This is a genomic window from Microvirgula sp. AG722 (assembly GCF_003269145.1).
GTDB classification, from domain to species: domain Bacteria; phylum Pseudomonadota; class Gammaproteobacteria; order Burkholderiales; family Aquaspirillaceae; genus Microvirgula; species Microvirgula aerodenitrificans.
The window spans coordinates 562301-582659 of sequence record NZ_QLTJ01000001.1; the positions used below are offsets into that span (position 1 = coordinate 562301).

Annotated in this window: 20 protein-coding genes; 4 read left to right on the forward strand and 16 right to left on the reverse strand. The window is 67.3% G+C overall.

Translation table 11 applies throughout. The features are described 5' to 3' along the window. Window positions 1-82: 82 nt before the first annotated feature. Complete coding sequence (gene ppc / locus DFO50_RS02685; protein WP_028498583.1) at window positions 83-2800, forward strand: phosphoenolpyruvate carboxylase; 2718 nt, start codon at window positions 83-85, stop codon at window positions 2798-2800. A 263-nt stretch (window positions 2801-3063) separates the two neighbouring features. Here ppc and argH read toward each other — a convergent pair whose 3' ends face one another. Then, the gene (gene argH / locus DFO50_RS02690; protein ID WP_028498584.1) at window positions 3064-4443 is read right to left on the reverse strand and encodes an argininosuccinate lyase; all 1380 of its coding nucleotides are present in this window, start codon (window positions 4441-4443) and stop codon (window positions 3064-3066) included. Window positions 4444-4576: 133 nt separating this feature from the next. Between argH and DFO50_RS02695 the strand changes: the two genes are divergently transcribed. Continuing rightward, window positions 4577-4762 carry a DUF3460 family protein gene (locus DFO50_RS02695; protein ID WP_028498585.1) on the forward strand — a complete coding sequence of 62 codons (186 nt, stop codon included), beginning with the start codon at window positions 4577-4579 and terminating at the stop codon, window positions 4760-4762. Between the two features lie 48 nt (window positions 4763-4810). On the opposite strand, the gene DFO50_RS02700 is transcribed toward DFO50_RS02695, so the two are convergent. From DFO50_RS02700 to DFO50_RS02720, 5 genes are all read right to left on the reverse strand, one after another. Further along, window positions 4811-5308, reverse strand: a complete 498-nt coding sequence (locus tag DFO50_RS02700) for a hypothetical protein (RefSeq protein WP_107888905.1) — start codon at window positions 5306-5308, stop codon at window positions 4811-4813. A gap of 2 nt (window positions 5309-5310) precedes the next feature. Further along, a complete protein-coding gene (locus tag DFO50_RS02705; RefSeq protein WP_199489717.1) occupies window positions 5311-6360 on the reverse strand; it encodes an ATP/GTP-binding protein in 1050 nt (349 codons plus the stop codon). Between the two features lie 101 nt (window positions 6361-6461). After that, window positions 6462-7193, reverse strand: coding sequence for a pseudouridine synthase (locus tag DFO50_RS02710; protein WP_199489718.1), 732 nt, complete (start codon window positions 7191-7193; stop codon window positions 6462-6464). A 3-nt stretch (window positions 7194-7196) separates the two neighbouring features. Beyond that, window positions 7197-7712, reverse strand: coding sequence for a CNP1-like family protein (locus DFO50_RS02715; RefSeq protein WP_028498587.1), 516 nt, complete (start codon window positions 7710-7712; stop codon window positions 7197-7199). After that, window positions 7709-8470: an NRDE family protein gene (locus DFO50_RS02720; RefSeq protein WP_028498588.1), complete on the reverse strand. Its 762-nt coding sequence runs from the start codon at window positions 8468-8470 to the stop codon at window positions 7709-7711. Before DFO50_RS02720 ends, DFO50_RS02715 begins: the two co-directional genes overlap by 4 nt. A 143-nt stretch (window positions 8471-8613) precedes the next feature. Between DFO50_RS02720 and DFO50_RS02725 the strand changes: the two genes are divergently transcribed. Next, window positions 8614-8844, forward strand: a complete 231-nt coding sequence (locus DFO50_RS02725; RefSeq protein WP_028498589.1) for a sulfurtransferase TusA family protein — start codon at window positions 8614-8616, stop codon at window positions 8842-8844. A 17-nt stretch (window positions 8845-8861) separates the two neighbouring features. Continuing rightward, window positions 8862-9902, forward strand: a complete 1041-nt coding sequence (gene pyrC, locus DFO50_RS02730; protein ID WP_028498590.1) for a dihydroorotase — start codon at window positions 8862-8864, stop codon at window positions 9900-9902. Here pyrC and DFO50_RS02735 read toward each other — a convergent pair. The 10 genes from DFO50_RS02735 to DFO50_RS02780 all read right to left on the reverse strand — a co-directional run bounded on the left by DFO50_RS02735 (window position 9899) and on the right by DFO50_RS02780 (window position 20345). Further along, on the reverse strand, window positions 9899-11206 hold the full coding sequence (locus DFO50_RS02735; protein WP_112691985.1) for a cobyrinate a,c-diamide synthase: 1308 nt from the start codon (window positions 11204-11206) through the stop codon (window positions 9899-9901). The genes pyrC and DFO50_RS02735 overlap by 4 nt on opposite strands. A 2-nt stretch (window positions 11207-11208) precedes the next feature. Next, the gene (gene cobO / locus DFO50_RS02740) at window positions 11209-11811 is read right to left on the reverse strand and encodes a cob(I)yrinic acid a,c-diamide adenosyltransferase (protein ID WP_028498592.1); all 603 of its coding nucleotides are present in this window, start codon (window positions 11809-11811) and stop codon (window positions 11209-11211) included. Window positions 11812-11820: 9 nt separating this feature from the next. Next, window positions 11821-12909 carry a GTP-binding protein gene (locus DFO50_RS02745; RefSeq protein WP_028498593.1) on the reverse strand — a complete coding sequence of 363 codons (1089 nt, stop codon included), beginning with the start codon at window positions 12907-12909 and terminating at the stop codon, window positions 11821-11823. Then, a complete protein-coding gene (gene cobJ / locus DFO50_RS02750; RefSeq protein WP_028498594.1) occupies window positions 12906-14447 on the reverse strand; it encodes a precorrin-3B C(17)-methyltransferase in 1542 nt (513 codons plus the stop codon). The genes DFO50_RS02745 and cobJ overlap by 4 nt, the downstream gene beginning before the upstream one ends. Window positions 14448-14518: 71 nt before the next feature. Continuing rightward, window positions 14519-15358, reverse strand: coding sequence for a cobalamin biosynthesis protein (locus tag DFO50_RS02755; RefSeq protein WP_233495168.1), 840 nt, complete (start codon window positions 15356-15358; stop codon window positions 14519-14521). A gap of 23 nt (window positions 15359-15381) precedes the next feature. Then, window positions 15382-16197: a precorrin-4 C(11)-methyltransferase gene (cobM, locus tag DFO50_RS02760; RefSeq protein WP_028498595.1), complete on the reverse strand. Its 816-nt coding sequence runs from the start codon at window positions 16195-16197 to the stop codon at window positions 15382-15384. Further along, window positions 16194-16925 (reverse strand): precorrin-2 C(20)-methyltransferase, encoded by a 732-nt coding sequence (cobI, locus tag DFO50_RS02765; RefSeq protein WP_107888910.1) that lies wholly within the window; start codon window positions 16923-16925, stop codon window positions 16194-16196. Before cobI ends, cobM begins: the two co-directional genes overlap by 4 nt. Further along, complete coding sequence (gene cbiD / locus DFO50_RS02770) at window positions 16922-18076, reverse strand: cobalt-precorrin-5B (C(1))-methyltransferase CbiD (RefSeq protein ID WP_112691986.1); 1155 nt, start codon at window positions 18074-18076, stop codon at window positions 16922-16924. The genes cobI and cbiD overlap by 4 nt, the downstream gene beginning before the upstream one ends. Then, on the reverse strand, window positions 18073-19644 hold the full coding sequence (locus DFO50_RS02775; RefSeq protein ID WP_112691987.1) for a precorrin-8X methylmutase: 1572 nt from the start codon (window positions 19642-19644) through the stop codon (window positions 18073-18075). Before DFO50_RS02775 ends, cbiD begins: the two co-directional genes overlap by 4 nt. Next, complete coding sequence (locus tag DFO50_RS02780; RefSeq protein ID WP_112691988.1) at window positions 19641-20345, reverse strand: cobalt-precorrin-7 (C(5))-methyltransferase; 705 nt, start codon at window positions 20343-20345, stop codon at window positions 19641-19643. The genes DFO50_RS02775 and DFO50_RS02780 overlap by 4 nt, the downstream gene beginning before the upstream one ends. Between the last annotated feature and the right edge of the window lie 14 nt (window positions 20346-20359).

Here is a 20359-nt window from a genome sequence, read left to right on the forward strand (position 1 = left end):
TCCAATCCAACATCATGGCCGTCCGGATGTTCGATAGGGAACATGCACGGCGACCGATCACCCGCAAGGATAACGCAGACCGATGAGTGTTGAACTTGACAAGGATGTCCCGCTGACGCGGGACCGGGGGCGTCTGGCCCGTTTGCTGGCCGATGTCGTGCGAGAGCAGACCGGTGACGCGATCTGGGACGAAGTCGAAAGCGTGCCGGATCTGGCCAGCCATGTCGACAGTCTGGCCGACTGTCGCGCCCACCTGGCCACGCTGTCGCCGGAAGTCACCGACACGCTGCTGCGCGCCTGTGGACTGCTGGCCCAGCTGGAGAATCTGGCCGAGGACCTGCACCACAACCGGCGCCGGCTGGCCCACAAGCGTGCCGGCTCACCGCCGCAGGCCGGCAGCCTGGAGCGGGCGCTGGTCGTGCTCAAGCAGCGCGGCGTGCGCGCCGCCGACGTCGAGTCGCTGCTGCAGCATGCCCAGATCGTGCCGGTGCTGACCGCGCACCCGACCGAGGTCCAGCGCCAGACCACGCTCGACTGCCAGCGTGCCATCCGCAAGTTCCTGATCCAGCTCGGCCAGCCCGAGCTCGACCACGATGAAGTCGCCGAACTCGAAATCAAGCTCAAGCGCGTACTGCTGACCCTGTGGCAGACGGCGGAAATCCGCCCGTTCAAGCTGACGGTCAAGGACGAGATCGAAAACGGCATCGCCTATCACCCGCTGACCTTCCTCGATGCGTTGCCGGCGCTGTACGCGCAGACCGAGGACACCATCGAGCGCGCGTATGGCGTGCGGCTCGATCTGCCGAACTTCTATCGCATCGGCAGCTGGATCGGCGGTGACCGCGACGGCAACCCGAACGTCAATGCCGGCCTGCTGCGCTACGCGCTCGGCCGCCAGGCCGAGGTGGTGTTCGACCACTACGGCTACGAGCTGGAAGGGCTGTACCGCGAACTGTCGCTGTCGGACCGGCTGGTCGCGGTCAGCGACACCGTGGCCGAACTGGCGGCGATCTCGCCCGATACCGCCGTCAGCCGCGACGAGGAACCGTATCGCCGCGCGATCGCCACCATCATCGCCCGGCTGTCCGCCACCGCCCATGAGCGCGAGGTCGCCTTCCGCTCGCGCTTCGGCGATGGCGAGCCGTACCCGAACCGCCATGCCTTCGCCACCGACCTGAAGGCGCTGGCCGACTCGCTGACCTCGCACGGCAGCGGCCTGCTGGCCGACGGCCGCCTGCGCCGGCTGCGCCGCGCGGTGGGCGTGTTCGGTTTCTTCCTGATGCCGCTCGACCAGCGCCAGCACGCCGACCTGTACGGCGGCGCGGTTGCCGAGCTGTTCACCGCCGCCGGCCAGCCCGGCTATGCCGGACTCGACGAAACCGGCAAGCGCGAATGGCTGCTGGCCGAGCTGGCCCATGCCCGGCCGCTGATGTCGCCGTTCGTCGACTATTCGGACGGCACCCGCCGCGAACTCGACCTGTTTGCCGCCACCCGCGACATGCAGGACCGCTATGGCGAGGGCGCGCTGCCGAACCTGATCATTTCCAACTGTGCCGAGGCCAGTGACCTGCTCGAAGTGGCGTTGCTGATGAAGGAATCCGGCCTGCTGCCGCTGGACGCCAGTGGCGCCCCGCAGGCGCGCGCCAACATCATTCCGCTGTTCGAGACCATTACCGACCTCGAAAACGCCGCCGAAGTGATGCAGTCGCTGTTTGCGCTGCCGTTCTACCGTGCGCTGCTCGCCAGCCGCCAGCATGTGCAGGAAGTCATGCTCGGCTACTCGGACAGCAACAAGGACGGCGGCTACCTGATGAGCCAGTGGGGCCTGTATGCGGCCGAGAAACAGCTTGTCGCCGTCTTCAACACGGCCGGCGTGCGCATGCGCCTGTTCCATGGCCGGGGCGGTTCGGTCGGCCGTGGGGGTGGTCCGAGCTTCGAGGCCATCGTCGCCCAGCCGGCCGGGACCGTGCAGGGCCAGATCCGCATCACCGAGCAGGGCGAGGTCATCGCGTCGAAGTATGCCGACCGCGACATCGGCCTGCGCAATCTGGAATCCATCCTCGCCGCGACGCTGGAAGCCAGTCTGGCGCCGGTGCCGGCCTGCCCGACCGACGAGTCGATCTTCGCCGAGCTGGCGCGCGACAGCTATGACGCCTACCGGCGGCTGATCGACACCGACGGCTTCATCGACTATTTCCTGACTGCCACCCCGATCAACGAGATCGCCAAGCTCAACATCGGCAGCCGGCCGGCATCGCGCAAGACGCTGTCGTCGATTACCGATCTGCGCGCGATTCCGTGGGTGTTCAGCTGGATGCAGTCGCGGGTGATGCTGCCGGGCTGGTACGGCGTCGGCAGCGCGGTGGCCGCGTTTATCGAGCGCCACGGCGAGCAGGGCATCGTTCGCCTGAAGGCGCTGTACCGCGATTCGGCCTTCTTCCGCGTCACGCTGTCGAACATGGAAATGGTGCTGGCCAAGGCCGACATGACCATCGCCGCCGAGTACGCACGACTGGTGCCGGACGCCGAGCTCGGCAACCGGGTGTTCGGCATGATCCGCAAGGAATTCGAGCTGTCGCGCGACATGTACTTCGCCATCACCGGCGCCGACCACCTGCTGGCCGACAACCCGACGCTGGCACGCAGCCTGGCTTCACGCCTGCCGTACTTCACCACGCTGAACCTGCTGCAGATCGAGTTCCTGCGCGCGCTGCGCGAAGCGCCGGAGCACGACGGCCACCTGCATGCAATCCACCAGACCATCAACGGTCTGGCCGCCGGACTGCGCAACAGCGGTTAGGTCCTGCCCACCAGCAAAGAGGGCGCCCCGGAAGGCGCCCTCAGACTGCTCATAAAGGTGAGCACCGACATTCACAGTGGCGTCGGTGCATGCCCGACTGACAGGATCTGCCGTGAGCACGGCAGTCTGCCTGATTGAACCCGGCCTCTTCCGTCCCCGCCGCCGCGGGGAAACCCCGCTTCGCTCGTCCGTTCTTCGTGGGCGGGGTGGATGGACAGCCTGAGGGCGCCCCGGAAGGCGCCCTCTTTGTTCATGCGCGGCCGTTACGCCAGCAATCCGCGCCAGCGCGCGATCTGCGCCCGGACCTGGGCCGGGGCGGTGCCGCCGACGTGGTCACGCTGGGCCAGCGAGCCTTCCGGCGTCAGTACCGCGTACACGTCCTGCTCGATCAGCGGCGAGAACTCCTTCAGCACGTCGAGCGACAGGTCGGCCAGATCGCAGCCCCGGGTATCGGCCAGCTTGACCGCACGGGCGACCACTTCATGGCTGTCGCGGAACGGCACGCCCTTCTTGACCAGATAGTCGGCCAGGTCGGTCGCGGTGGCGAAGCCCTGCAGCACGGCAGCGCGCATCGCTTCCGGCTTGACGGTGATGCCGCGCATCATGTCGGCGTAGATGCGCAGGGTATCAACCAGGGTGTCGACGGTGTCGAACAGCGGTTCCTTGTCTTCCTGGTTGTCCTTGTTGTAGGCCAGCGGCTGCGCCTTCATCAGCATCAGCAGCCCCATCAGGTGACCGGTGACGCGACCGGTCTTGCCGCGCACCAGTTCCGGCACGTCCGGGTTTTTCTTCTGCGGCATGATCGAGCTGCCGGTGCAGAAGCGGTCAGCGATATCGATGAAGCCGACGCGCGGGCTCATCCACAGGATCAGTTCCTCGGACAGCCGCGACAGGTGCAGCATGACCAGGCTGCCGGCCGCCGTGACTTCGATGGCGAAGTCACGGTCGGACACGGCGTCGAGCGAGTTCTGGCACACATCGTCGAAACCGAGCAGTTCGGCGGTGTAGTGGCGGTCGATCGGGTAGGTGGTACCGGCCAGGGCGGCAGCGCCGAGCGGCAGACGGTTCACGCGGCGACGGGCGTCGATCATGCGTTCGGCGTCACGGCCGAGCATTTCCACATAGGCCAGCAGGTGATGGCCGAAGGTGACCGGCTGCGCGACCTGCAAGTGGGTGAAGCCCGGCATCACCGTGGCGGCATTCGGCTCGGCCAGATCCAGCAGCGAGGTCTGCAGTTCGCGGATATGGGTGACGATGCGGTCGATGGCGTCGCGCATGTACAGGCGGATGTCGGTCGCGACCTGGTCATTGCGGCTGCGGCCGGTATGCAGGCGCTTGCCGGCATCACCGATCCTGTCGGTCAGACGCTTTTCGACGTTCATGTGCACGTCTTCGAGGTCGACCGACCAGTCGAAACGACCGGCGCGGATATCGGCCAGGATGGCTTCCATGCCGTCGCGGATCGCGGCCAGATCAGCGTCGGACAGCACGCCGGCGCGGGCGAGCATGGTCGCGTGGGCCAGCGAGCCCTGAATGTCGAACTCGGCCATGCGCTTGTCGAAGCCCACCGAGGCGGTATACGTTTTCACCAGTTCGGCAACCGGCTCGGCAAAGCGGCCCGACCACGCCTTGTTATCGCTCATGACAACCCCTTGAAACCCGATGGAACGGAAAGCCCAGAGTATACGGCAGTTGTGGCGCCGGTCGGGCCGCGACACGGCGGCGCTGCGGTACAATGCCGCTTCCGTCAGCCGTCCCCAACACGAGATCCCCGCCATGGCCGCTTACCAGTCCGACCTGACCCAGTTCATGAACGCCTTCCTGGAAAAGAACCCGCAGGTCGTCGCCGACCGGCAGGCATTCCGCCTGACGCTGTGGGACCGCAACCTGGATATCGACGAGCAGCGCCGTTTCCGCGCCTCGGCCGTGGCGCAGAAGCCGTACGTGTACAACCCGGACTGAAGATGAAATCGGGCCTGCCAGCGATAGCGCGTACCGGCCCCGTCATCCTCAGCAGGCAACACTCCAGCCGACCTTGCCCGGCTTTGCTGTGCAGACCACTTTCGGATGCTCGTCGATACCCCGCAGCATCCGCTTGAGCTGTTGCTGAATATCGGCAGGGTCCACGATCGGGCTGTGCCGGGCAGGCTGCTCGATATGTACGACCACGCGCAGTTTCAAGCAGCCCAGCACCGCCTTGCACAACGCCTGCTCAGCCGGCTCGTTGGCATTCAGTCTGGCTGGCAGCAGGGCGGCCAGGGTGTGCAGCACCTTGTCGGCGATGGCTGTCGGCAACGCCGATGGCCGTTCCGTATCCGGGTGACGATAATCCTTCACCTCAATCAGATACGCGACGTTTTCCGCTGACAGCGCCAATACATCAACGGCCTTGATGCCTCCCCGCTGCCGGGAGAAGTGTTTGCGGTAAAACGTCCATTCATCATATTTGCTCGCCAGCCAGCCTGCGGGAAAGTGAAAGAGCAGACCGTCGATATTCAGCGTCAGCATTTTCAATCCCCCGTTGCCAGATAACGGTCTGACTGAAGCAGGCTCTCTTCGAGAACGGTAATGTCACCGATATCGTACAGACTTGGTCCTTGCTGGACGGTCACGCTATTGTCCAGCCGCTGCAAACCAAAGAATCGCGTATCGAGCGATGATGGCCTTTCTGCCAGCACAATTTCCAGCTCACGCAACAGAAACAGGCTGTGCGTGGCAATGAATACCTGAATGCCGTTCTCGCTTAATTCAACAATGGTTCTGGCGATCTGCCTGATCAGGCGAGGATTGAGGTTTGCTTCCGGCTCATCCCAGAACAGATACCCCTGATCCAGCAAGGCACCGGTCGCAATCAGGCGTGCCAGCATGCCCAGTTTGCGCAGGCCTTCAGCCACAAGTGGAATTTCCATGCGCCCACTGGCGTTGCGCAGATAGAAGCGTCCATTCCGGTCCAGCTCCATGCTGCCCTGCATGGCGGCCTCCAGAGGTTCCAGCAGTTCCCTGACACGGGCTTCTTTGGGGCCTCTTTGCAACAGCCCACCCAGCAAACGGCAGGTATCGCGCCAGGTTTCTTCGAATTCCAGATAATGATTGTCGTAAACAGCAAGGAAGTTCGGATAAATTGTCAGCAATTCTCGCGTCGGCAGGTAGCAAGGTGCCGCATTCAGCCATTGCTCGGGAAGTTGCGCGATGCTGACTTCCGATTTGCTGTTGGTCGCAAAGCCAAAATTTATATCCAGATCCGGCTGGTCGAATGCGAACTGGATGTCGCAGCGTTCACGCCCCTGTTTGCGCCGCGCCAGACGTCCCAATGCTTCCGGCCGGAATACCCCGGTCAGCTTTTCGGCGATGCTTGCCTGCAGCACGGTCTTGGTCGGCGCGGTCGCATGGGGTTTGCTGCCTTCCTCCCAACTGGTGGCCAAAAGTGCATAGGCCAGTTTGAGCAGGTGTGTCTTTCCTGCACCGTTCTCTCCAACGATCAGGTTGAGCTGCTTGCCAAAGCGGAGATCCGCTTCGGCAAAGACAGTAAAATTCTTGATTTCAAGCCGATTCAGCATCATTTTTACCGCCAGTCAGAACCCGTCACGAGAGAGAATACCGGGACTCGCCACGATGGGCACTGCGGGCGTGGTTGCCCGGTTCCCTCGGTAACCCGACCATGTCAGTCCGGCAGCGCGTCGCGCCAGCCGAGCGCGTCGACCACCTGCAGGAAATCCGCGGCCAGCGGACACGCCACGGTCAGCGGCCGGCCATCGACCGGATGGGCGAACGACATCCGCGTGCAGGCCAGCAGCAGCCGCGACACGCCGAATGCCTCGGCAAACGCGCGGTTGTGCCGGCCCTTGCCATAGGTCGCATCACCGATGATCGGGTGGCTGACGTGCTTCAGGTGCCGGCGCAGCTGGTGGCGCCGGCCGGTCTGCGGATCGAGTTCGACCAGCGCGTAGCGCGAACTCGGATAGCGGTCGACCGCCCATGGCAGCTCGATGGTCGCCAGCCGGCGAAACCGCGTCAGCGCCGCCTGCGGCGGGCTGTCGTCGTGGACTTCGCCCGGCGCGTAGTGATCGACGATGCGCCGCAGCGGATGATCGATTTCCCCGCCCTCGTCCGGCCAGCCACGCACTACCGCCAGATAGCGCTTGTCGACGGTCTGCGCCTCGAACGCCTGCGACAGCGCCCGGCCCGCCGCCGGCGTCAGCCCGAACAGCAGTACGCCGGAAGTCGGCTTGTCGAGCCGGTGGGCCGGGTAGACCCGGCAGCCGAGCTGGTCGCGCACGCTCTGCACGGCGAAGCGCGTTTCGTGACGGTCGATGTCCGAGCGGTGAACCAGCAGCCCGGACGGCTTGTGGACCGCGACCAGATCGTCATCGCGGTACAGGATGTCCAGCGCCACCGGTCAGCGGTTGTTCTGCAGCAGCTTGACCGCCTGCTCGACCGACACCACCGGCCGGTCCTGGTCCGGGCAGAACACGTCATACTTCAGTTGCACCTGCGGCACGTCGCCGGGAATCAGCTTGCGCCATTCGGACTTCGGGCTCATCCGCCAGCTCTTCGATTCCGGCCGGCCGGTCGCATAGCGGATGGTCTGGCTGTTTTCGCAGCGCATGCCTTCATACAGATAGTTCTGCGCGCCTTCGGGGCTGACCACCTTCAGCGCATAGCGCACGCTGCCGTCGGCCACCAGCGAGATTGACGACGGCGCGACAAAATAACGGTTCTTGTGCATGCGGCCGGCGTTGTACGGCAGCCAGCCGTCGTCGGCGACCCAGGCCGGCAGGGTGACGGCAGTGTCCTGCTTGACCTCGTCCGGCTTCCATTCATAGTTGCGGTTGTATTCGCCGCTGTTGTCGCCGGCATGGGCAAGGGTGACGAAGGCCAGCGCGATGACGGGCAGAAAACGAATGGCGTTCACGGACGCGACTCCAGGGTAAAGGTGAATGGGCGCCGGCCCAGCGGCCGGCCGGCATGCCAGGGCTGTTCGCAGAACGAGACCCGGCCACGGGTGTCGACGGCGACCACGGTACTGGCGCGGGTCGCGTAATCGGCACCCTGGATGCATACCGGCGACAGAAAGCGCTCGCGCGCCGTGCCGACGCCGGTATTCGGCAATTCATGGATACCGGCTTCCTCGGTATCGGACAGCCACTCGAACAGGGTGTCCTGCGACGGCAGCCGGCTCAGTCCGGTCAGATGCTCGCCCAGCCGGCGCGTTTTCGGCCACGGCGCATCGGGACGGCCGTTGCTGATGCCGTGCACGCCGCGCGTCAGCCGGTTCAGCTCGCGGGTCGGGCTGTGGAAAACCAGCAGTTCGTTGGCATGGCCGAACACCAGATTGAACGGCGCATAGGCCGGCGCAAGGTCTTTCAGTTCACGGGCATAGGCTGCCGGCGACAGGTCGGACGCCAGGAACGACGTGACCAGCTCGCCACGGCTTTTTTCGCCGCTGCCCGGACGGCCCTGACGGACATTGGTCACGGCGGCGAAACGGCCGTCGCGACGGATTGCCAGCCACGAGCCCCCGGCGACCAGATCGCGGCCACCGAGCGTGTCGGGGCGATCTTCCCACCAGTCGGCCACCGCGGATTCACGCGCGACGAACTCGTCACGGTTGGCGAGCACTACCAGCGACTGACCGGGAATGGCATGAACGGCAAGAGCAATGAGGCACATGGTCAACCTGTCCGACGGCGAAATGCCGCAACGGCGGAAGGATACCCGGCCCGGCCGGCCCGCGACCAGCGCGGGCGCAACTTTCAGCGTTTGCGGCAGCCGGGTAACATGGGCTCCTGCCCGATTCCCCGTTAGAGAAACGCATGATCCCCGATCACAAGCTCGACGTCAGCGGCCTGTCCTGCCCGCTGCCAATGCTGCGTGCCAAGAAGGCCCTGGCCACGCTGACCAGCGGCCAGACGCTGGAGGTCATCGCCACCGACCCGGCCGCGCCGACCGATTTCGAAGCCTTCTGTCGCCAGACCGGCAATGTGCTGGTCGAGTCCGGTCAGACCGATGACGGCAAGTTCCGTCTCGTGCTGCGTCGCAAGTAATCACGGAAGCCCTGCCGATGACCCAATTCCTGACCCTGACCCGCCCCGACGACTGGCACCTGCACCTGCGCGACGAAGCGGCACTGCATGCCGTCGTTGCCCATACCGCAAGCGAATTCGCCCGCGCCATCGTCATGCCGAACCTGAAGCCGCCGGTCACCACCGTCGCGCTGGCGGCCGCCTACCGCGACCGGATCACCGCGGCGCTGCTGCCGTCCGGCCTGTCATTCACGCCGCTGATGACGCTGTACCTGACCGACAACACCCCGGCGGACGAAATCGACCGGGTGGCGGAATCGGGCTTTGTCCACGCGCTGAAGCTGTACCCGGCCGGGGCGACCACCAATTCCGACGCCGGCGTCACCAGCCTGCAGAAGTGCATGAAGACGCTGGAGCGCATGGCCGAGCGCGGCGTGCCGCTGCTGGTTCACGGCGAGGTGACCGATCCGCAGATCGACATCTTCGACCGCGAGGCGGTCTTCATCGACACCGTGCTGATGCCGCTGCTGCGCGAACTGCCGACGCTGCGGGTGGTCATGGAGCACATCACCACCCGCCAGGCAGCCGAGTTCGTCGCCGCCGCCGGCGACAATCTGGCGGCGACCGTCACCGCCCATCACCTGCTGCTGAACCGCAATGCGATCTTCCAGGGCGGCATTCGTCCGCACCTGTACTGTCTGCCGATCCTGAAGCGCGAGGAACATCGCCGCGCGCTGGTCGCCGCCGTCACCAGCGGGTCGCCGAAGTTCTTCCTTGGCACCGACAGCGCACCGCACGCCCGGCACGCGAAGGAAACCGCCTGTGGCTGCGCCGGCATGTACACCGCGCTGGCGGCGATGCCGCTGTATGCCGAGGTGTTCGAGGATGCCGACGCGCTGGACCGGCTGGAAGCTTTCGCCAGCCACCACGGCCCGGACTTCTACCGCCTGCCGCGCAACACCGGCACCCTGACCCTGGCGCGCGAAAGCTGGACCGTGCCGGACAGTCTGCCGTATGGCGATCAGCAGCTGGTCCCGTTCCGCGCCGGCGAAACCATGCGCTGGAAGCGGGTCGACTAGGCCCCGGCGGGCAGGAACAGCCGCGCGGCCGCCTCCGGCTGCGACGGGAAGTAGGCGTGCAGATAGCTGGCGGTAATGCCGCGATGGCGATAGACCGCCTCGCCGGCCGCCCCGCCGCTTGCGCGCCGGGCATGGGTCAGCGGCGTCAGCGGCGTGTCCAGCCGCGAGTAGTGGAAGGTGTGCCCGCGCAGCGTGCCGCCATCCAGCTCGACCGCCTGCAGGCCGAGGCCGGCCAGCCGGCGCTGGACCCGGGCCTGTCCCGGCAGCAGGCCGAGCAGGGCCGCGCCGTGGCCGGTGCCGTCGGTCAGCCGGTCCAGCAGATAGAGCATGCCACCGCATTCGGCATACAGCGGCCTGCCGGCGTCGACATGCGCGCGCAGCGTGTCCGCGCTGATCCGGTTCGCCGCCAGTGCGTCCAGGTGCAGCTCCGGGTAACCGCCCGGCAGGTAGACCGCATCGGCTGCCGGCAGTGGCTCGTCGGCCAGCGGCGAGAAAAACACCAGTTCGGCCCCCAGCGCGGTCAGGCACTCGACATTGGCCGGATACAGGAACGAGAACGCACGATCGCGGGCAATGGCGATGCGCACGCCGGCCAGTCGTGGCGCCAGTGGCAGGCACCCGACCGGGGCGAAGACAACCGGCGGAGGCAGCGTTGTCAGCGCAGTGGCGGCAATCTGCGTGGCGGCAACCTGCAGCCGGTGTTCCAGATCATCGATTTCCTGCGCCTGCACCAGTCCCAGATGGCGCTCGGGCAGGGTCATTGTCTCGTCGCGCGGCACGCAGCCGACGCAGCGAAGATGGGGCGGCAGCGCCTGCAGCAGCATTTCGGCATGGCGCTCGCTGGCAACGCGGTTGGCCAGCACGCCATAAAACGGCAGGTCGGGCCGGAAACTCGCCAGCCCGTGCGCCACGGCGGCAAAGGTCTGCGCCATGCCGGTGGTGTCGATCACCGCCAGCACCGGCACACCGAAGGTCGCCGCCAGGTCGGCGCTCGACGGCGTGCCGTCGAACAGTCCCATGCTGCCTTCGATCAGGATCAGATCGGCATCGCCGGCAGCCTGGTACAGCCGCTGGCGGCAGTCCTGCTCGCCGGTCATCCACAGGTCGAGCGCGTGGACCGGCAGGCCGGATGCGCGTTCCAGAATGTACGGGTCGAGAAAGTCCGGCCCGGTCTTGAACACCCGTACCCGACGTCCCTGGTCACGATGGTGACGGGCCAGCCCGGCACACAGCGTGGTCTTGCCCTGGTGCGACGCCGGCGCGGTCAGAAACAGCGCCGGGCAATGGCGAATGCGCTCGTCCATGCTCAGAACTCGACACCCTGCTGGGCCTTGATGCCCTGCTCGCGGTACGGGTGCTTGACCAGCCGCATCTCGGTCACCAGGTCGGCCGCCTCGATCAGCGCGTCCGGCGCATGGCGGCCGGTCACGACCACATGCAGCGCGGCCGGGCGAGCGGCGAAGGTCGCCAGCACTTCGTCGAGCGGCAGGTAGTCATACTTGAGCACGACGTTCAGCTCGTCGAGGATCACCATGTCGTAGTCGCCGCCGGCGATCATCCGCTGCGCCTCGTCCCAGCCCCGGCGGGCGGTGGCGATATCGGCGTCGCGGTCCTGGGTGTTCCAGGTGTAGCCGTCGCCGACGGTCAGGAAATCGCAGTTGTCGAAGCCGCCGAGCAGATCGCGCTCGGCGGTATGCAGCGCGCCCTTGATGAACTGCACCACACCGAGCCGCATGCCGTGGCCGACCACGCGCAGCCCCATGCCGAAGGCGGCGCTGCTCTTGCCCTTGCCGATGCCGGTATGGACGATCAGCAGGCCTTTTTCGCCGGCAGCAGCAGCCTGCTTCTTGTCGAAGCCGGCCTTGCGTCGCTCGGTCATGCGCTGGTGGGAAGCCGGATCGGTTTTCATGGAGATCTCCTAACGCCAGCGGGTGCCGGTCAGTTCGTTCAGTTGTTCGATCACGCGCGGACGGCTCGGGTGGTAGCCGATGCACACCAGTTGCGCCGGCCGCACCGGGGTGTCGGCGTCCTGCAGCTGCACGTCGACCCGGCTGCGCACCGCCTGGATGCGCAACCGGCTGCCGGCTGCCGGGGCGAAGCCCTTGATGCGCAGCAGCGGCTCGCAGCGGGCGATGGCGATCAGCGCCCGGCGCAGCGTGTCGGCATCCTGCGCCTCGGTGCTGCTGACGGTAAACGACTGCCAGCCCGGGTCCTGCTCATGGAAATGGCGATGGGTGGCAAGGCCGTGGCTGTGGGCGCCGAGGCCGCCATGGCTGTGGCCGTCGAGCGGTCGCTGGTCGGACAGCGGGCGCAGGTTCAGCCCCGGCAGGGTGGCGACCGGGCCGTAGTGGCGATGGCCGCTGCCGGCCACTTCGTGCAGGTGCAGGCCGAGCGTCAGCCGGGTATCCAGCCGCGCATCATGCGCAAGCTCGATAAAGCGGATCGCCGGCGCCAGCCCGCGCACGCGGGCTTCGGCGTCGAGCAGCGCGTCGTCGTCAAGCCCGCCAATCTTGTTCAGCACCACAATGTCGGCGCTGGCCAGTTGCTGCCGGAACAGGCTGGCGACCGGATCGCCATCCGTTGCCGGATCAAAATCGCCGGCCAGCAGCAATGGCGTATCGACCACCGCCAGCGTGGCGTCGAGCACGAAATACGGCGCCAGGTCGTCGCCCTGCAGGCGCTCCATGACCGCAGTCGGCAGGGCCAGACCGGAGGTCTCTATCAGGATATGGTCGATCTGCTCGCGCCGCGCCCACAGGGCCTGCAGCGTCGGCAGAAAGTCCTGATCGTCGCCATAGGCAATCAGTCCGTTCGGCAGGTCGTGGATTTCCGCGTCCGCGCTGCGGCCATCGTCGCGCAGCAGCGCGCCGTCGATCGACACCTCGCCGAATTCGTTGACCAGGATGGCCAGCCGGCGGTTGCGGCTGGTGCGGATCAGGTTCGACAGCAAGGTGGTCTTGCCGGCGCCGAGAAAGCCGGTGATGAGGGTGACCGGAATGCGGTTCATGCGGCAATCTCCGGCAAAGCGGCCAGAACGGCGCCGAAATCGGTGGCCATGGCCGGGTAATCGACCTGCGGCCGGTCGACCACGATCAGCGGAATGCCCAGCGCCGCCGCCGCCGCGGCCTTGGCCGGATAACCGCCGGCCGCGCCGGACTGCTTGGTCACCACGCAGTCGATGCCCCAGTCGCGCCACAGCGTCTCGTTGGCCTGCTGCGAGAACGGCCCCTGCATCGCGCACAGCCGGGAGCGCGGAATGCCGAGGTCGAGCGCGCGCTGCAGGTGCAGCGGGTCCGGTGCCAGGCGCACGAACCAGGCGTGCTGGCCGGCACCGTCGGCCTGGACGAAATCGGCCAGATCCTTGCTGCCGGTGGCAAGAAAGATGCGCCGGCCGTGCGCCATGGCCAGTGCGGCCGCCCCGGCCATGCTGGTGCAGTGCCTGGCCGGGTGCGGATCGCACGCATCCGGTCGCTCGTAGCGCAGATACGGCAGGTTCTGCCCGGCTGCCAGCGCGATCAGTTGCTGTGACATGTCGGCCGCGTACGGGTGGGTTGCATCGACGATGAAGCGCGCCCGGCTGCGGGCCAGCAGCTCGCGCCGGCGCTCGATGCCGAGCCGGCCGGCCAGCGGCGTCAGGCCCGGGCAGTCCTGCGCGACCAGTTCGGCACCGTAGTCGCTGGCGCTGGACACCACCACCGCATGGCCGCGGCCGGCGATCTCGCGTGCCAGCGCATTGCCGTCACCGGTACCGGAGAACACCCACACGGCGCCATCGGGCAGGCTGTCCGCCGTGACCGTGTCCGGCGTGTCATCCCAGTTGCCGTAGCCGCGCGGGGTGAAGATCCAGTCGCGCTTGCGCCGGGTAAAGCGGTTGCCGATCACCAGCGTGGTCAGCATGTCGAACTGGCGGGTGCGCAGCTCGGCCAGGGTGGCGATCTCGACCGACTGGCCCTCGCGGTAGGCATTGCGGACGATGCCGCACAGGGTCCCGGGCCGCTTGTGTTCGAGCATGATGTCGAGAATGCGGTAGACGCCTTCCTGGCGCTGGCGGCTCTGCACGTTGTAGAACACCGCCGCCAGGTCGGCCTGGGCGATATGGCGGGCACGGGTTTCGATCCAGTCCCACGGGCACAGCAGGTCGGACAGGCTCAGGGTGGCGAAATCGTGCGACAGCGGCGAACCGAGCAGGGATGCGCAGGCATTGGCCGAGGTGATGCCGGGAATCAGCTGCACCTCGTAGCTGTCATCGTCGGCCATGTCCTCGAATGCCAGCGCCGCCATGGCGTACACGCCGATGTCGCCGCTGGACACCAGCGCCACGGTCCGGCCGGCGCGGGCTTCGGCGATCGCCAGCTGCGCGCGGTCGCGCTCCTGGGTCAGCGGCAGGGTGCGGATGTCCTTGCCGGCAATCCATGGCCGGATCCAGGTCAGATACAGCTCGTAGGCGACGACCACGTCGCTGGCCTGCAGGGCGGTCTTCACCATCGGCGGGATCAGTTCATGACTGCCCGGGCCGACGGAGACCAGATAAAGTTTGCCGCTCATTGGATGGCTTTCAGGCTGCCGCGCCGGAAGCACGGCAAGGGAAGGAAAACAGGCTGCATCGGCAAGGCGTCCTAGCAGTCGTCAGGCAGGCAGCGGCGCCAGTGCGGCCGGTAGGGTCCGGCGGTATCGGCGGTCTGGCCATCGTCGACGACGGCGACGGTCACGCCATTGACCGCGGTCTTGGGCACGACCAGTTGCCCGCGCGGGCTGGCGATCAGCGCGCACGGCTCGCACACGCCGCCGACGCCGACATGGCGCCGCACCCAGTCGGACGGCTGGTTCAGCCATGCCCGGGCAGCGACATCGTCGCGGTCGATGACGCGCAACGGCAGGTCGTAGCGGATGCAGAACGCCAGCAGGCCGGGTTCGTCGGCTTTCAGGTCGATGGTGGCGACCTCGCGCACCATGCGCAGCGGACGGCCATCCAGCACCTGCAGCACCGCACGTTCGATCTCGTCGACCGACTTGCCGCGGCGGCAGCCGATGCCGAGCGTCAGCGGTTTCAGCGCCTCGGTCGCGGTGGTCACGACCGGGACGGCACCGGTCAGTCGCGCCAGCCGGTAGGCCAGGGCATTGGCGCCGCCCTCGTGGCCGGACAGCAGCGGGATGGCGAAGCGCGCTGCTTCATCGAGCACCACTACCGCCGGGTCGGTATGCTTGCTGGCGGTCAGACCGTCCAGATAGCGCACGGCGATGCCGCTGGCCATGATCAGCACCCACTGCCGCCGCAACGCAAACTGCTGCCGGAACTGGATCAGTGGCGACAGCCCGGGTGTCAGCCATGGCCGGACGCAGTCGGCATCAAGTGCAGTGGCCAGTCGCTCGCCGAGCGGCTGCGCATCCGGCCGCACCAGCCAGACCGCGCACGGGCTCAGCTTGCCGGCGACCACGGCGGGGCGCAGCGATGTCATGGCAGAAGTGTGTCCGGGTGGCTTCATTTCGCGTCCTCCGCTGCCGGCGCCGTGCGACGGCGCACGCGCGGCTTCTTGCGGTCGCTGCCGTCGCGGAACAGGTGGGTGAAACCGGCCGCATACAGGCTGGATTCGACCCCGCCGTCGCGTGACAGCGCCGGGCCGACCAGCAGCAGCGTGGTCAGCAGCCAGTCCTTCTGCCGCACCCCGCCAAGCAGGGTCGCCAGCGTGGCGCGGTGGATCGTCTGGTCCGGCCAGCTGGCGCGCCGCACCAGCGCCACCGGGGTATCGGCCGGGTAGTGCAGCAGCAGGTCGGCCACGGTCTGCTTCAGCCGCTGGCCGGACAGGAAGATGCACATGGTCGCCTGGTGCTCGGCAAAACGGGCGATCGACTCCCGCTCCGGCACTGCCGACGCCCGGCCGGACACCCGGGTCAGGATGACCGACTGCGACACCGCCGGCCGGGTCAGCTCGCTGCCGAGAACGGCGGCGGCGGCGGTAAACGACGACACGCCGGGCACGATCTCGTAGTCGATGCCGAGCGCTTCCAGCCGGCGCATCTGCTCGGCGGTCGCGCCGTAGATGGCCGGATCGCCGGAATGCAGCCGCGCCACGTCCAGGTCGGCATCACGCGCGCGGCGATAGCAGGCTTCCTGCTGGTCGAGTGACAGCTCGGCGGTATCGAGGATCTCGGCATCGGCGCGGCAATGCTGCAGCATTTCGGCCGGCACCAGCGAACCGGCGTACAGCACCATCGGCACGCGGCCGAGCAGGCGGCTGCCGCGCAGGGTGATCAGGTCGGCGGCGCCGGGACCGGCGCCGATGAAATAGACTTTCATGCGTGTCGTCTCTCTCTCGCCTCGCGGCGGATCAGCAGGGTGGCCAGATAGCCGCTGGCCGACGCATCGAGCCGGCTCACGTCATCGCACAGCACTTCGCCGGGCAGGCCGATACGGCGGGCAAAGGCACAATGCCGCGCAATGCCCATGTCGTCGAGCAGATCCAGTACCGCGCCCAGCCGGGCGCCGATTTTCATCAGCACCACGATGTCGTGGCTGTCGATATCGGCGCGCAGCGCGGCCATGTCGTCCGGGCACGGCAGGATCAGGATGCGTTCCTTGCCTTCGCCCAGCGGCCATGACAGTGCCGACGCGGTCGCGGCAAAGCTGGTGACGCCGGGAAAGGTGCGGTGCTCGAGCCCGGGCAGCCGCTCGCGCAGCGCGGCAAGCAGATAGCCGTAGGTCGAGTAGGTCATCGAATCGCCAATGGTCAGGTAGGCGACGTCACGTCCCTGCTGCAGCTCGCCAGCCACCGTTGCCGCCAGCGCCGCATAGTGCGTCGCCAGCACCCGGCGGTCCGGGTCCATCTCGAATTCGATTTCGCGGAAGCGGTCGTCGGCCAGCCCGAGCCCGGCCAGGCACTGTCGCGCCACCGACACCTCGCTGCCGCGCGCGCGCGGCAGGTAGATCAGGTCGACGCCGCGCAGCGCCTCGAGGGCGGCAACCGGCACCAGCCCGGCCGGGCCGGGGCCGACGCCTACGCCGAAGAAACGTCCGCACTGGCTCATGCCGCCTCCCCTGCCGCTTCACCCAGCGGCGTGCCATCCATGCTGAACAGGCGCACGGCAACCCGGTCGACGCTCGGCACCCGCGTCTGCATCCGCGCTGCCACCCGCTGTTCGATTTCACTCCAGAACGCGCGGGCGCGGTCGCCGGCATCATTGGCCATGATCTGCACTGCATTCTCCACGGTATTGGCTGCCCCGATGCGCGTCACCAGCGCGGCGGGAAAACCGGATTCGGCGGCCACGGCGGCCACGCCGCCCATGGCCATGCCGCTTTTGCCCGAATGCGTGTCCCACACGCCGTCGAGCAGTTTGGCAATCTTGCCCGGGTGGCCGAGCACCCACAGGGTACCGAGCCGGGCCTGTCGTTCCTGCAGCGTCGCCTCGACATAGTCCAGCGACGTGCCGACAAAGTTGGCGATCTGCACCACCCGGGTGCCGGGCAGACCCAGAACCTGCGCCGCATGGCCGCGCCCGATCTTGCCCGGGGTGAAGGCGATGGCGTCCGGCAGTTCGCCCAGCGCCACGCGGATATAGATTTCGATCGACGCCATCCAGGCCGCCAGCGACATCGGTTCAACAATGCCGCTGGTGCCGAGGATGGAAATGCCGCCGACAATGCCGAGCATCGGATTGAAAGTGCGACGGGCGATCTTCTCGCCATCTACGCAGCCGATCGCCAGGTCGAAGCCGGGGTCCGGCGCACCGGCCAGCACCTCGGCCACCGCCCGCCGCATCATCTCGCGCGGCACCGGATTGATCGCCGCCTCGCCGGGCGGAATGCGCAGGCCGGGCAGGGTGACGGTGCCGACGCCGGCGGCGGCGAGAAAACGCAGTTCACCGCTGCCGTTCGGCGTCACCGTGGCAAAAATCGTCGCGCCATCGGTGTTGTCCGGGTCATCGCCAGCGTACTTCAGTACCTCGGCACGAGCCGCGCCGCCGTCCAGCAACCCGACCGCCTGTACCGGCACGGTCAGGTAGAACGCCGGGTCCGGCAGGCTGATGTCGACCTCGCTGGCGCGGACATCGCGCAGCAACAGCAGCAACGCGGCCTTGACCGCTGCCGTGGCGCAACTGCCCGTGGTCCGGCCGCGTCGCAGGCCGTTCGGCGCCGGCGTGGCCAGATCGTACGGACGGCGCACCGGGGCGTTCATCGTACGGCGTCCGCCTGCTGGCGATACACGTGGTCGATCGCCTCGATCATCAGCGCATTGACCGCCGACGCCGCCCACGGCGAGCCACCGCGCGTACCGCGATTGGTGATGCGCGGCACCTGCATCAGCCGGCGCAGTGCCTCCTTGCATTCGCGCGTGCCGACGAAGCCGACCGGCAGTCCGACCACCAGCTGCGGCCGCCAGCCGTGCTCGCGCACCAGCCGTACCAGTTCCATGATCGCGGTCGGCGCGTCGCCGATCGCCACCACCACCTCGTTGCCGAATTTCTCCCACGCGCGGCGGATGCCGGCGGCCGAGCGGGTGATGCCGTGCGCGTCGGCCAGCAAGCGGGTTTCCGCATCGTGCACGCCGCACCAGGTGTCGACGCCAAGCTGATCCAGCACCGCGCGCTTCAGTCCGGTCTGCACCATGGTGACGTCGGTCACGATGCGCCGGCAGCGCAGCAGCGCACGCATGCCGATCTCGACCGCGCCGGGCGAGAAATACAGGTCGTCGACAATGTCGAAGTCACCGCTGGTATGCACCAGCCGCCGCAGCACGATGCGGTGGTCGTCCGGCACACCGGACCAGTCGCGACCGGCGTCGATGAGGCGCATGCTTTCCGCCTCGATCGGGTGCGGCTGGTACGCGGGCCATGGCACCGCCTCCGCCGGCGTGTCGTCGCGCGCCAGCAGCCCGCGCACGCCGCCATGATGGCCCTGCTGCGGCAGACCGACCTGTTCCTCGAAGCCGACGATCTGCACCCGGTACTTGCACAGCGCGCAGTTCATCGTCGCCCGCCCGTCGACGCCTTCGCGGGCGCGATCGAGGAACACGTCGGCCACGTGCGCATGCACGCCGAGATAGCCGGCCGGCAGCACCTCGATCTCCGGGTGGCGGGCGGCGAGGTCGGCGGCAGCCGCGTAGATGCGCTTGACCAGCACGCCATCGAACAGGAAATACGGCAGCACCACGATGCGCGAATAGCCGAGCAGCGCGGCGGCCCGGAGCCCGTCGGCGACCAGCGGCCGCGCCGTGCCGGAATAGCAGACGAACGATGCGCCGTAGCCCATGCCTTCCTCCAGCATGCGCGTCAGCTTGGAGATTTCCGAGTTCGCATCCGGGTCGGACGTACCGCGGCCGACCACCACCAGACAGGTATCGGCACGGGCCACGGTGCGCGCCGTGCGCGCCTCGGCCTCTATCAGCCGCAGCCGGCACAGTTCCAGCAGTTTCGGATGCAGGTCCATTGCCGCGCCAAAGTGGAAATCGACACCGGGATGGGCGCGCTGCAGCGCCAGCAGCTCGCTCGGCATGTCGTTCTTGGCATGGGTGGCAGCCAGCAGCACGCCGGGTACCATCACCAGTCGCCGCGCACCGTCGGCGATGGCCGCCTCGACCGCCTGGTCCAGGGTCGGCGCGGCAAATTCCAGGAAACCGTGCGTGACCGGCCGGCCGGCGGCGCGCTCGCGCAACAGCCCGACCAGCGCCATGAACTCGCGCACGCCGTCCGGATCGCGGCTGCCGTGACCGGCCAGCACGATCGCGTAGTCGCTGCCGTCACTCATGCGGCCTCCGCCGGTTCGATCTGGCTCGCCATCGGCTGCAGCGTGCGGATCAGCATGATGCTCATGTCGGAGAAGGTCTTGTCCGCGCATTCGGCCAGCGTGCCATGCCATTCGGCTTCGCCGCGGGTCAGGTTTTCCCAGACTTCGGTCGGCTGCGCCGGCGAAATGCCGTTTTCCAGCAGATAGGCCGCGATATGGCACGGCATGAACGAGCGCGCCGCATCCCACGGGCACGGAATGACGATGGCGTTGCGCTGGTCTTCCAGCACATGGACCAGATGGCGCTTGAACGGCGTCAGGTCGCCACGGCGATGGAAGGTGACAAAGGTGGTTTCGTCGAAGCACACCCTGGCGCGCGATGCCAGCACCTGCGCCGACGACAGGCCGGGCATGGTCTCGACCGGATGGCCGCAGGCGCGCTCGACCCGTTCCAGATACTGGAAGCCGCTGAAATGAATGTCGCCCATGAACACCACCACGCAGCGCTTGCCGGCGTGGTGCAGGCGCGCCACGTGTTCCAGTTGCGCGACCTGGTCCTTGTAGCCCATCAGCACCACCTCGGCACGGGCCGGAATCAGCGGCCGCACCACATTGACGACCGCGTCGAAGCCGGCGATCACGTCCGCGTCGCGGATCAGCCCGGCCGAGCGTTGCGGCAGGTAGCCGATATCGCCGGGGCCGGCGCCTATGCAAATGATCATGTCAGTTCCTGATT